The organism is Arthrobacter sp. NPDC089319 (assembly GCF_040684925.1).
In the GTDB taxonomy this organism is placed as follows: domain Bacteria; phylum Actinomycetota; class Actinomycetes; order Actinomycetales; family Micrococcaceae; genus Crystallibacter.
The window spans coordinates 142,437-155,028 of the sequence record NZ_JBFBGZ010000006.1; the positions used below are offsets into that span (position 1 = coordinate 142,437).

Consider the following 12,592-nt stretch of genomic DNA (forward strand, 5'->3'; position numbering starts at 1 on the left):
TTGCAGTGGGGGTATTCAGCCGGCCGCGGGAACGCCGAGGTCCTGGGCGCCCGCATCCGTGGTGGTGCCGGCACCGTCATCGTCGAGCACGACGACGGTGCCAGCCTTTCCATCGATGCGCACCCTTTGTCCGGTCGTCAGACGGGCGGTGGCGAAGCCGGTGCCGACCACGGCCGGGATGCCGTATTCGCGGCAGACGATGGCGGCGTGGCACATCATGCCGCCGATGTCCGTGATGACTCCGGTGGCCACGGCAAACGCGGCGGCCCAGGACGGTGCCGTGATCGGCGCGACGAGGATCTCGCCGGGCTGCAGGTCGGGCAGGTCCTTTTCCGAGCGCAGCACGCGCACCGGGCCTTCGACGATCCCCAGCGACCCCGGGATGCCGTTGAGCGTTTTGGACTCGCCGTCGGAGGCACCGAGCCAGTCGTTGACGCGTTCGGTGGTCACGCCGTAGTTCATCACCGCGAATGGGTCCGTGACTTCCTGCGGTGGGACGCCGTAGGCCGGCGGGGCAGAGGCCGTCTGCAGGGCCGCCACGATGGGCTTGCGCCGCTCGATCTCGGCCTGCCAGCGGTCCTTGCCGCGGGCCGGAACACCGATCGCCCACGACTGCACGACGTCGGAGAGGACCGTGTCCAGCTCGAAGCGGTTGAGGTAGAACATGTCGTCTGCTTCGGCGAGGAAGCCGGCGTCCACCAGCACGTCGGCCAGCTCATGGCACTTCTGCCAGAACACGTTGTGCGACCAGTGCTCCACGTAGATGTTGTGCTCTTCGATGTAGGGGAACACGGTGCGGGCCAGGCCGAGCAGCTCGTCGAACTGTTTCGCCTCGTCTGCGGTGAGCAGGGCGCGGTACTCGTCGACGATCTCGTCGCGTTCGGCCTGCAGCCGCTCGATGGGGCGGGAGATGTCCTCGCCGGCGGCGATCTTCCGGGCATAGCTGGCGATGTTGCCCAGCGGGATGGCGGGATTGGAGTTCCAGGTTTCCTGGTCGTGCGTGAAGCCGTACTCGGAGAAGTAGTTGAACCAGGGGTCGCGGGTTTCGTCGAAGGAGGCGAGCCAGGTCCGCCCGTTCTCGGTGGCCTCGAGCGCGGACCGCAGATCCGCCTTCGTCCCTTCCGCGGTGACCGTTTCGACCAGGTCCAGGTCGTTGGCGAGCTGGGCCAGGCGCCGGCACTCGTCGTCGGGACGGAAGGCCAGCACGTCCACGCCGGCGACCATGCGGGAGATGCTCTGGTCGGTGATCAGCGGGAAGGCCTGCTTGCAGAACTGGAAGAAGGTGATGTACCCGCCGTAGCCGAGGTTGAGGAACTCGAAGTGGTACTGCCAGATGGCAAAGAACTCGTCGATCAGCCGGTGGTAGTTCTCGGTCAGGGCCATCGCATCGGAGCGTCCGCGGGCCTCATCGACCACGTGATCCGGGTCGTATTCGGCCAGCTTCCCGAAGGAGATGGACTGCAGGGACGCGATGGCGCCCTCCATCTTGGTCTTCCACTTCGCATACAGCTCATCCCAGTTGGCGTAGTAGTAACCGGCGCGCTTCTGGAACACGGCGGCCCGCTCCTGGATCCGCTCGGGGTCGGTGACGCCCAGCGGGGAGATGTAGACGTAGCCGTTCTTCACGCGCACGTCCAGGCCCAGCGACACCGGCAGGGCGAAGATGCGGGTACTGAACGTGCCCACGCCCAGGTAGACCGCCTCGGCGCCGATGCTGTCGAAGGGGTGGCAGCCGCGGGACCAGTGCATGGTGTCGGCGAACCAGAACTGGGCGTCCTCGTGCGCCTGGGTCTCCTGGGAGGGGACCAGGTAGTACGGGTACATCGACTCCCAGCCTTCGGCGCCCTCGGGTGCTTTGGCCTCGTGGAAGAACGGGAAACGGTTGCTGTCAGTGCTCATGGTCGGGCTCCTTGCGTCAGTGAAAGGGAGGGAACAAGCAGTTGGTACAGTTCGGCGACGTCGGCGACGGCCAGATCCGGCCGTTCCTCGCCGGTCAGGGTGTCGAGTTTCTCGGCGGTGGTGGCTCCGGAGAGCACCAGGGCACTGTTGGCGCCCATCTGCCGGGCCAACTGGATTTCCACCGTGGCGTCGCCCACCACCGTGACCTCGGCCGCGGGTACGTCCAGCCGGCGCAGCAGGGTCTCGCCCAGCGCCACGGAGGGTTTGCCGAGCACCTGAGGGGTGGCCCCGGCGGCCCAGCCGATGGCGTTGGCGACAGCGGCCGAGATGCACACCGATTTGCCGATTCCGCCGTGGAACCACGGCACATCCACGGTGGTGTACAGCGGGGCACCGGCGTCCACGGCCAGGCTGGCGGCATTGATCTGCGCGGTGCTGTAACTGTCCATCGCGCCCACCACCACGACGTCGGCCGGTTCCGGATCGCCCGGCTCGGCCAGTTCCACCCCGAGGCGGCTCAGCGGATCCGTCAGGCCTGCCGCGCCGAGGGCCAGCACCCGAGCACCGGGGTGGTGGTGCGCGATGTACTCCGCAGCGGCGCTGCCGGCGGTGGCAAACTCGTCATCCCGAACGCCGATGCCCTGGGCCCGCAGGTGGGCCGCGTACTCGGCGGGCGTTTTCTCCGAGGCATTGGTGCAGACGACGACGGCGTGGCCCGCGGCGTGCAGCGCCGCCAGCAGGTCAGCGGCGTGCGGCATGGCCTCGCCGCCCGCTCCGCCGGCGCGCTTGGTGCGCATCAGGCAGCCGTCCACGTCCAGCACCCAGCCACGGGAATTCTGTATGGCGTCGTTCATCGCGTTGACAGTGCTCACCGGGCGGCCTCCTGGGCGGTGGGGCGTTCGAGGGAAAATTTGGTGGTGCCGTCGCTGACCGACACCGAATGCAGCGTCGGCCGGTCCTCTGCCAGCGAGAGCAGTTTCTTCAGGGAGGAGACCGGCGAGGCGGCCTTCGCGGCGTACATGCCATCGACCTGTTCGGCCGGCATCACCGCGCGCAGCAGCAGTTCTTCGTCGCTGATGGTGGTGCCGAAGCGCTGGCGCAGATCCTTGATGGTGACGTCGCCGCCGTCGTTCACTGGTTGTTGGCCGCGCTTGGTGGCCATGGCGCGGTCCATCAGCTCCGGGTCCACCGGGCCGGGAAGCGGGCCAAAGTCGCCGCGCAGCAGGTCGATCACCTCGTCCGAGATCTGCTTGTAGCGCTCGCCGGAGATCACGTTCAGGGTGGCCTGGGCCACGATGTACTGCGCGAACGGCGTCATCACGATCGGCCAGCCCAGGTCCTCGCGGACCTGCACCGACTCTTCGATCACCGCGTCGAACAGTTCCGGGCGGCGGATCTCAGTCAGCTGGCGCCGGGTGGTGGACTGCACGCCGCCGGGGATGGTGTGCCGGTAGTAGGCCTCGTCGTATTCGTTGGGCGTGCCGACCGGCAGCTTCTTGATTTTTGCCTGCCGCTGCAGGTAGGCCGAGGCACGTGCCATCGCCTCCAGGTCAACGTCAACGCTGTGGCCGCGGGCGCGGAGGTTGCGCACTAGCTGCTGGGCTTCGGGGTGCGACGCCCCGTTGGCCAGCGGCGGCAGCGCGCAGTGGATGGTGTGGATGCCCAGATCGGCCGCATCCAGCACGGTCAGCGGCGAAAGGCCGGTGGTGGAATGCGAGTGGATCTCGTCGAACTTCTTCTGCCGCAGGCTGGACTGCATCAGCGGCACCAGCGTCTTGACCCGGTCCGGGGTCAGCAGGCCGGCGGGGTCCTTCAGGTACAGGCCGTCGATGGCCGGGCAGTCTTCCAGCTCGGCGGCCTTGGCCACGAAGTAGTCGTCGGTATGCACGGGGCTGGTGGTGTAGCAGATGCCGCCGATGACTTCCTCGAAGCCCACCCGCTTGGCCATTTCGGCGGTGCGCTTGGCCCCTTCCATGTCATGCATCGGGTCGATGACCCAGAGCCTGCTGACGCCGTTGCGGGCCAACAGGCTGAACGCCAGTTCGAACACGGCGTCGGGCGTGCGGTGGAAGGTGATGAAGCGCTTGCCGGTGGTCAAAAACCCCAGCCGCGTGTTGGGCGTCCGGTCCCGGGCGGCGCGCAGCCGCTCCCACGGATCCTCGCGGTGGTAGCGCACGGCGGTGGCCATCAGGGTGCTGGACACCAGCTCCAGTGCGCGGTAGCCCACCTGGTCCAGATCCGGCGTGACGCCTTCGACCATGCGGGTGGTGACGCCGGTGGCGCCCCAGATGCTCTGGTTGCCGTCCCGCAGCGATACGTCCACCAGGTTGATGTCCGCCATCAGTGCACCTCCTGTGCCATGAGGTTGTCGAGGTAGCCGTTGAGCCAGTGTGTGGTGACCGAGTTGGTCTGGTAATCCGCGTGGGCCAGGATGCGCCGCAGCAGCGGCAGCGACGTGGTCACGCCGGCGATCTCGAAAGCCGCCAGCGCGCCTTCCATCCGCTTGATGGCTGCCGTGCGGTCCGGGGCCCAGGCGATCTGCTTGCCCATCAGCGCGTCGTAGAACGGCGGGAAGCGGTAGCCCTCATAGATGTGGGTATCCAGCCGCAGGCCGCCGGCCGCCGAGGGCCGCCAGCGGGTCACGGTTCCCGGCGAGGGGCGCAGATCCTGCTCCGGGTCCTGGGCGGTGATCCGGCATTCGATGGCGTGGCCGGTCAGGGAGATGTCCGCCTGCGTAAAGGACAGCGGCTCGCCGAGCGTGACCAGCAGTTGCTCACGCACCAGATCCACGCCGGTGACGGCTTCGGTGACGGGGTGCTCCACCTGCAGGCGGGGATTCACTTCCAGGAACGCCAACTCGTCCCGGTCGACGTCGTAGAGGAACTCCACCGTGCCCAGGCCCACGTAGTCCAGCGCCTCCGCGATCTTCAGGGCGCTGGCGTGCAGCAGCGCCCGGGTGGAGTCGGGCAACGCCGCGCAGGGCGCCTCCTCCACCACTTTTTGGTAGCGGTACTGCACCGAACATTCGCGCTCGCCCAGGTGCACCCGGTGCCCGTGGCGGTCGCCGATGATCTGGACCTCCACATGCTTGGCGTCGGTGACAAAGCGCTCCAGGAAGACGGTGCCGTCGCCGAAGGACGACTCCGCCTCCGCGGAGGCAACCTGCCAGGCCTCGGCCAGCTCGGCAGCGGACTTCACAAGCTTCATCCCGCGTCCGCCGCCGCCGTGCGCCGCCTTGATCAGCACCGGATAGCCGATGCTTTCGGCGAGTTCCTGGACCTGTTCCGCCGTTTGCGCGGTGCCGCCGGCCGAGACGGGAACACCTACGGATTCGGCCAGATGACGGGCGGTCAGTTTGTCGCCGAGAGCGCGCAGTGCCTCCGGCGACGGTCCCACAAAAACCAGCCCGTTTTCGGCGCACAGTTCGGCGAAGGCCGGCCGTTCGGACAGGAAGCCGTAGCCCGGATGGACCGCGGTGCAGCCGGTGGAAACCGCGGCCTGCACCACGGCGGCCATGTTCAGGTAGCTGTCGCCTGGACGCGGTCCGCCCAGTACCAGCACGCGTCCGGCCCGCTTGGTTGCCAGAGTGTCCTTGTCCGCGGTGGAAATGCCGAGCACGGTCTCAAAGCCGAGCCGGTCGCAGGCTTCGATGATGCGGACCGCGATTTCGCCTCGGTTGGCGACGAAGACGCGGTGGTTCATGACGCGGCTCGGATGGCGAACAGCGGCTGCTCGAACTCGACCAGCTCGCCGTCTTGGACGAACACCGCGGCGATTTCACCTTCGGCGCCGGCGGCTACCGAGTTCATCAGCTTCATGACCTCCACGATGCACAGCACCGAATCCGCCGCGACAGTGTCACCGACCCTGACGAAGGCGGGTTCGCCGGGCTTGGGGGCACCGTAGAACGTGCCGAGCATGGGTGCCGTGACCAGGGTGTGGCCAGCCGGCAGGTTGTCCGGGCTGATCCCGTGGCGCTGGCCGTTTGATCCGGCGGCCGAAGCCGGTGCGACCGGAGCCGGTGCGTGCGGAGCCGGGGCCGGAGCGGCAGCTGCCGCTGGCGCTCCGGCGGGGGCTGCAGGAGCCGGGCTGATGGCCGCCGCTGCCTGGCCGTTTATCTGGCCCGCGGGCTCCGGAAAGTATCCGCCGCGCCGCACATGGACGCGCAGGCTGCCCTGCTCGTAGAGGAACTCCGTGAATTCGGTTTTGTCGAGCTGCTCGATGATCGCAGCGAGTTCTTCCAGGTCAACGTCCATGAATCCCGTGTGTCCTTTGTCCTTGCTCGCGGGATTTGAGCGTCCCGTGATGTGTGGTGGATCACTTTCCAGCCTAGGCGCGATGCTGTTTGGCGCAATGGCTTGAAGAGGGATTCCGTCCTGCGCAACTTCGACGTGGACGGCTGCACCGAGGGCTGGGCGATCAAGGCTTCGCCGGCGGCCGAAGAAGCTAGGTTGCCGACCTGTCAGCCGATGTTTCCATCACGATGGTCCCCGCGGCGCCGTCCACGGAGAGGATGTCGCCGGTCTTGATGCGGGTGGTCGCGTCGGGGACTCCCACGACGGCGGGTATGCCGTATTCGCGGGCGACGACGGCTCCGTGGGATATGGGTCCGCCCATTTCCATCACCAGTGCCCCGGCGGTCATGAACAGGGGTGTCCATCCCGGGTCGGTCGACGGGGCAACGAGGATCTCGCCGGGTTCCAGCTGAGCGCTGGCCGGGTCAAGGACGACCCTGGCTTTGCCTGTCACGGTGCCGGCGGAGGCCGGCGCCCCTGCCAGGGTGCCGGGGCGCAGCTGCCCGTCCGCCGGCGATGCGGCGCGGGTTTGCGCAGCCATCGCGGCTTCGGCGTCGGTGCCGTCGGACAGCAGCAGCCGGGGGATGTGCCTGCGCCGCATTTCACGCTGATAGTTTCGGCGCCGTTCGGCGACCGGTCCGCGCAGGTCCGCGCCGCGCAGGCCCACGCGGGCTTCGGCGAAGTCGAGGAAGAAGATATCGTCGGGTGCCGTGATGCGGCCGGCGTCGGCTAGTTCCTCGCCCACCAGTCGAAGCTGCCGGCGGAGGGCGGCGAAGGTGGCGATGAGTCGGAACTTGGGGGACTCGCGCATGCCGGCGGTTGCTCGTGCGCGTCGCAGGCCGTGGGCCACGATTCTTCCGCGCAGCCTGGACTTGCCGCGGGCCCGTGCGGCCAGCTCGGCCGCCTTGGCTTCGGCCGTTTCCGCGGCCCGCTTGAAGACACGGTCCGGCGCGAGCTCCGGGTCCGTGAGTTTCAAATAGTTGGCCAGCACGTTGATGATGTGGGCCGGGTCCTCGGACCATCGGGGGACGCCGAGGTCGATCTCGGCCACGGAGCGGTGACCATAAGTGGCGAGGAACGCGCGCAGCTCTCGCTGGCAGACGGCGGGCAGCGCGCCCTCCAGGTAGCGGCGTGCCAATAACTGGGGGTCTTCCTCGGTGAGTGTGCGCACCGACTGAGGGTCGTCGCGGATCACTCTGGCGGTGCGCCAGAGGTCCAGATCCATCTCCGTGGTGACATTGTGCGGTAGGCCGCGCAGGACCGTCTGCAGGTCGCCGGGCTGCACCAGCCGGCCCAGCGCCAAACGGGCCAGACCCAGCCAGATGTATCCGGCCGCGGGCGAGGGCAATTCGCGGATCAGGACGGAGGTGATGTCCTTGGCCAGGACGCGCTCCACGAAGTCCAGGCGCCGGGCACTGGAGGCTGGCTCCGGCAGCTCCAGCATCCGTTCGAATTCGCGGCGCGACGCCCCGGCCCGTTCCATCGCTGCGGTGGGGTTGGCCATCGCACGCAGGACGTGCGGAAGCATGCGCAGTTGGGGAAAGGCGCGGAAGGTTGTTTTCAGCGACGCCAGCCGGGACTCCTTGATCAGTGAGAACCGGGGGTCGGCCGCCACGTGCCGCAACACGTCCACGGACCTGGCATCAGCCGCTTTCATCAGGCGCAATATGCCGCTGCGGCCGCCCTTGCTGCGCAAGAGCGGGGTGACGTCGAGATAAATGCGCATCCCGACTTGGGCAAACCGGTAGACAGCCTCGCCGTCGCTTGTCCACGCGGTCCTGTTGCCGCCGGCCATGAGATCGACGGATGCCATCCCCATTGGCGTCACTGGCCGGGTCAGGCCTTGCAGCAGGCTGGCGCACAGGTAGACGCGGGCACCGTCGTCGCGGCCGTAGGGCTCGGGCAGCGGATACAGCGTGGTGATCGGGCGGGATTGCACCACCCAGATCTCGCCGTCCGCTTCAATGGCCCACTCCAGATCCTGCGGCCCGCCATAGAGTTTCTCCGCGCGGGCGCCGAGCCTGGCCAGAGCGTGGACTTGCTCGTCGGTCAGGGATGCCTGCCGCAGACCGTCCGGCAGCTGCAGACGCCGGGTGCCGCCGCCGGGGGTGGCCCGGATTTCGATGCGTTTGTCCCCCAGCCTGCGCTCGAGGATGTCACCGGTAGCGGCATCGACCCTGTACTGGTCCGGGTTCACGGCCCCGCTGACCAGTGCCTCGCCGAGGCCGGGCGCAGCGTTGACCACGGTCTCTTGGCGCCGGCCGGTCAGCGGGTTGGCCGTGAACAACACCCCGGACACGGCGGCATCGACCATTTTCTGGACGACGACGGCGATGCCCACAGCGTGCTGGGCAATCCCGTGGTCCGTGCGGTAGGCCACGGCCCGTTCCGTCCACAAGGAAGCCCAGCACCGGCGCACGGCGGTCAGGAGCGCATCCGGGCCGATGACATTGAGATAGGTGTCCAGCTGGCCGGCGAAGCTGGCTTCGGGGAGGTCCTCTGCTGTGGAGGAGGACCGCACAGCAACCGGAGTGTCCTCGCCCAGCCGGGCGTAGGCGGCAAGAACGGCTTCGGCGATGCCGTCGGGCAGGGGAGTGGCTTCGAGGCTGGTGCGCATCCGCTCCGCGAGCCCGGCCAGGTCCGGTTCTTCCTCCGCGGCCGCGGCCGGTCCGGCGTCCGCGCCCGGCCCGGCCGAAGATGCCCGCAGGGCGTCGAGCACCGGGTCCAGCCCTGCGGCGGCCGCTGCCTGCCGGTAGGCCGCCGTGCTGACACAGAAGCCGTCCGGGACGGGGAATCCAGCCGCCAGGAGCACACCGAGGTTGGCAGCCTTGCCCCCGACATCCGGCAACATGCCCGCATCCGCGTGGGCCAGATCGACGACGACGCCCCCTGGAGGTGGTGCCGGCTGCTCAGCGCTATCCATCATTGCCCCCATCACCGGACGGGCGGAGATTGTTCCTGCGACTCTAAGGCCAGCCCCGGCAAGATTCAACAGACGGTGCAGGACCTTTGACTAGGGGCGACGTCGAGGCTGCTGGGAGTCTTTGCACGGCCGCCGGAAGCGGAAGTGCTCAGCTGTGCTCCAGCACCCGATGGACCCGCCGCACCGTGTCGTCGATGTCCTCCGGCCGCACCACCACGCCCAGATCAATGACGTCGCCCAGCACGGCGCCCTGGATGATTCGCTTCAGCGGGATCTCCAACCGCTTGCCGGTTGGATTGCGCGGAATGCTGGGCACGAACACGATGTAGTCCGGGACGTGCCGGGGCGAGAGCTCGGCCCGCAGCGTGTTGCGGATGGTCGCCTCCAGCTGGGCATGGTCGGCGTTCGCGGCCGCCTCCACCAGCAGCACCAGCTTGCCCATGCCGCTGCCGCCTTCGAAGTGCAGGACCATGCTGTCCGCCACGTTCGGCAGCCCGTCGAGCACGGCGTAGAACTCGGCCGTGCCCAGGCGTACTCCGCCGCGGTTCAGCGTGGCATCGGAGCGTCCGGTGATGATCCAGCTGTTGCGTTCGGTCTGGATCAGCCAGTCGCCGTGCCGCCAGACCCCTTCGTAGGCTCCGAAGTAGCTGTTGCGGTAGCGTTCAAAATTCTCGTCGCCCCAGAAGAACACGGGCATGGAGGGCATTGGCTGGGTGGCCACCAGTTCCCCGGCGGCGCCGCGGATCGGCCGGCCCTCGGGATCCCACGACTCCACTGACACCCCGAGCGGCCGGCAGGACATTTCACCTGCGTAGACGGCCGTGAGCGGGCTGGCGCCGATGAAGGCAGCGCAGATGTCGGTCCCCCCGGAGGTCGGAGCCAGCAGCAGGTCCGGATTGACCGACGTGTAAACCCAGCCCGCCACATCGGCGGCCAGCGGAGAGCCGGAGCACTGGATCTCCCTGAGCCTGCTGAGGTCCCATTTCTTGGCCGGATCAAGGCCGGCGTGCGCGCAGGCGGCCAGATAGGCAGCCCCGGTGCCCAGATATGTGGCCTCGGTGTGGGCGAGGATGGCCCACTGCGACCAATCGCCGTCTAGCCCGGGCCAGTTGGGGTCTCCGTCCTCCAGCACTAAGGCGGCTCCCATCAGGAGGGTGGAAACACTCAACGTCCAGACCATCCAGCCGGTCGTGGTGAACCAGAAGGCAGTGTCGGCCTCGCTCATGTCAAAGTGCAGCCCCATCGCCTTGTAATGCTCCAGGAGCAGGCCGCCGTGGGAATGAACAATGGCTTTGGGCTTGCCCGTGGTGCCGGAAGAGAACAGCACGGTGAGCGGGTGGTCGAACGGGACCGGCTCACAGTGGACCTCACCGGCGTCGCGCGTGAAGTCGGCGTAGAGTTCGGCGCCGGCAGGTGCCTCGGCGTCGTCATTCAGGTAGGGTAGCAGGACCGTTGCCGTGCCGGGCAAAAATTCGCGGATCCTGGCCAGGTCATCCGCGCGGGAGAGTTCCCGCTTGCCCCAGCGGTAGCCGTCGATGGCCAGGATTAGCGCGGGCTCCAGTTGGGTGATCCGGTCCAGTACGGACTTCGGACCCATTTCCGGCGGCACCGAGCACCAGATGGCGCCCAGCGCCGTCGTCGCCAAATAGGCGGCCAAGGTCTGCGGGATGTTGGGCAGGTAGCCGGCCACCCGGTCGCCGGGTTTGATCCCGTGGCGGAGGAGGCCCTGCTGGATCCTGCCGATTTCCTCCAGCAGCCGGCCCCCGGTCCAGTCGATGCTGCCGTTGGTCTGGCTTCGGGACTTGACCATGATGTGGTCCGCGCGCCGGCGGAGCGACCGGACGATGTGCTCGGTGTAGTTCAGGGTGGCTCCGGGGAACCAGCGGGCTCCCGGCATGGTGCGCTCGGCGAGGACGGCGGTGTAGGGGGAGTGGGAGATGACGTCGAAGTGGTCCCAGACCTCGCCCCAGAAATCTTCCAGATGGTCGACCGACCACTGCCAGGCTTCCTCGTAGTCGGCAAACGTGCGCCCGTACTTCTGCTCGATACCCAGCAGGAAGCGTCCCATCCGGGAGGACGGCCACTGCTCCTTCCCGGGGGCCGGCAGCAGCAGGGAGCCTTGTTCAACGGGGGGCATGGAATGTCCTTACGTGACTGGAACTAATGAGGGCACGGAAGCCCGTCCTGTGACTCTAATCACTCGGGGCAGCGGCTGGCCACGGCCTGGCCCGACATTCCGCCAAGAGGAATTGGGGTTCCGGGTGCCCCAGTGAACGGCAAATTGATGTGCTGCGCGCGGCCGTCCATTCCGCCTACAGGAATGTCCCGCCAAACCGTTTGTGGCGTGGCCGGCTCTGACTACAGTCGTTCCAGTCGTGTGAGACAGCTCACCATTGATGATCAAGAGGGTGTTGTGAAAAAACTGCTCGGAACAATGGCCGCATCCGGCCTGGCCGTGGCCCTGCTCGCGGGATGTGGAGGCGGCAGCGTCTCAGGAGCTTCTGAGACGACCGCCGGTGCCGATACCGATCTGCGGAAGGTTTCGGTCGGCGCCATTCCGATCGCGCCGTCGGCCGCCCTGCAGTTGGGCATTGACAAGGGGTTGTTTGCCAAGCACGGCATCGAGATTGAGATGCAGTCCGGTCAGGGCGGGGCATCCATGCTGCCGGCCGTCTCGACGGGAACCATGAACGTGGCCATCGGCAACCCTGTCTCCACGATGCTGGCCCAGTCGAAGGGGCTGGACCTGAAGATCATCTCCGGGTACTCCCATTCGTTGGCCACCGGGGACGACATCACCGGCGTCGTGGCGCTCAAGGATTCCGTCATCGAGACGGTCGCAGATCTCGAAGGCAAGAAGGTTTCGGTCAATACCGTTGCAGGCCAGGGCGACATCACCATTATGGAAGCGATGGCCAAGGCCGGTGCGGACCCCGCCTCGGTGGAGTTCACCGAGATCGCCTTCCCCGATGCGCCGGCGCAACTGGAGAAGGGGAACGCCGACGCCGTCTGGCTGGCCCAGCCGTTCCTGAGCCAGGCCCTTGAGGCGGGACACCACCTGGTCACCTACAACTACCAGGAGACCATCCCGGGCCAGCCCACCCTCGTCGCGTTCGCGAGCGGCAAGTGGGCCGAGGAGAACCCTGAACTGGTGACCGACTTCAAGGCAGCGCTCGCCGAGGTTGCCGACTACGCAGAATCCCATCAGGACGAAATCCGCGCCCTACTGCCGACCTTCCTCAAGATGGATCCGGAACTCGCCGACGGGCTGCTCCTCGAGTCGCATTCCGGCGAGATCGACCGCGACTCGCTGGAGAAGATCAGCGAACTCATGGTCAAGTACAAAGTCGTCGAGAAGCCGGTCGATCTGGACCAGGTCATCCTGGACTAAACCGCGCCGCAAATCCCCGACGGCGGGGCGCACCGAAGAGGTGTGCCCCGCCGTCGTCGTTGTTGCTACCGGGGGGAGCCGTCC

The 12,592-nt window shown here is 67.5% G+C and carries 8 protein-coding genes; 1 reads left to right on the plus strand and 7 read right to left on the minus strand.

All coding sequences use genetic code 11. The annotated features are described in order from the left end of the window. Positions 1-15: 15 nt before the first annotated feature. From AB0N75_RS10740 to AB0N75_RS10770, 7 genes are all read right to left on the minus strand, one after another. Positions 16-1,899, minus strand: a complete 1,884-nt coding sequence (locus AB0N75_RS10740) for a PEP-utilizing enzyme (RefSeq protein ID WP_364649144.1) — start codon at positions 1,897-1,899, stop codon at positions 16-18. After that, entirely contained in the window at positions 1,896-2,771 is an 876-nt protein-coding gene (locus tag AB0N75_RS10745; RefSeq protein ID WP_364649146.1) for an HAD hydrolase-like protein, read from the minus strand. The genes AB0N75_RS10740 and AB0N75_RS10745 overlap by 4 nt, the downstream gene beginning before the upstream one ends. Beyond that, positions 2,768-4,240, minus strand: a complete 1,473-nt coding sequence (locus AB0N75_RS10750; protein ID WP_364649149.1) for a pyruvate/oxaloacetate carboxyltransferase — start codon at positions 4,238-4,240, stop codon at positions 2,768-2,770. Before AB0N75_RS10750 ends, AB0N75_RS10745 begins: the two co-directional genes overlap by 4 nt. Continuing rightward, positions 4,240-5,601 (minus strand): biotin carboxylase N-terminal domain-containing protein, encoded by a 1,362-nt coding sequence (locus tag AB0N75_RS10755; protein ID WP_364649151.1) that lies wholly within the window; start codon positions 5,599-5,601, stop codon positions 4,240-4,242. The genes AB0N75_RS10750 and AB0N75_RS10755 overlap by 1 nt, the downstream gene beginning before the upstream one ends. After that, positions 5,598-6,155 (minus strand): acetyl-CoA carboxylase biotin carboxyl carrier protein, encoded by a 558-nt coding sequence (gene accB, locus AB0N75_RS10760; protein WP_364649154.1) that lies wholly within the window; start codon positions 6,153-6,155, stop codon positions 5,598-5,600. The genes AB0N75_RS10755 and accB overlap by 4 nt, the downstream gene beginning before the upstream one ends. A 190-nt stretch (positions 6,156-6,345) precedes the next feature. Further along, positions 6,346-9,117 carry a PEP/pyruvate-binding domain-containing protein gene (locus tag AB0N75_RS10765; protein ID WP_364649157.1) on the minus strand — a complete coding sequence of 924 codons (2,772 nt, stop codon included), beginning with the start codon at positions 9,115-9,117 and terminating at the stop codon, positions 6,346-6,348. 148 nt (positions 9,118-9,265) lie between these two features. Further along, positions 9,266-11,254 (minus strand): acetoacetate--CoA ligase, encoded by a 1,989-nt coding sequence (locus AB0N75_RS10770; protein WP_364649160.1) that lies wholly within the window; start codon positions 11,252-11,254, stop codon positions 9,266-9,268. A gap of 240 nt (positions 11,255-11,494) precedes the next feature. Between AB0N75_RS10770 and AB0N75_RS10775 the strand changes: the two genes are divergently transcribed. Next, entirely contained in the window at positions 11,495-12,508 is a 1,014-nt protein-coding gene (locus tag AB0N75_RS10775; protein WP_364649163.1) for an ABC transporter substrate-binding protein, read from the plus strand. The last annotated feature ends 84 nt before the right edge of the window (positions 12,509-12,592 follow it).

Excerpts from the sequence above, each read along its gene's own strand:
- AB0N75_RS10740 (WP_364649144.1), bottom strand. The coding sequence starts at position 1,899 with ATGAGCACTGACAGCAACCGTTTCCCGTTCTTCCACGAGGCCAAAGCA.
- AB0N75_RS10750 (WP_364649149.1), bottom strand. The coding sequence starts at position 4,240 with ATGGCGGACATCAACCTGGTGGACGTATCGCTGCGGGACGGCAACCAG.
- AB0N75_RS10755 (WP_364649151.1), bottom strand. The coding sequence starts at position 5,601 with ATGAACCACCGCGTCTTCGTCGCCAACCGAGGCGAAATCGCGGTCCGC.
- accB (WP_364649154.1), bottom strand. The coding sequence starts at position 6,155 with ATGGACGTTGACCTGGAAGAACTCGCTGCGATCATCGAGCAGCTCGAC.
- AB0N75_RS10765 (WP_364649157.1), bottom strand. The coding sequence starts at position 9,117 with ATGGATAGCGCTGAGCAGCCGGCACCACCTCCAGGGGGCGTCGTCGTC.
- AB0N75_RS10770 (WP_364649160.1), bottom strand. The coding sequence starts at position 11,254 with ATGCCCCCCGTTGAACAAGGCTCCCTGCTGCTGCCGGCCCCCGGGAAG.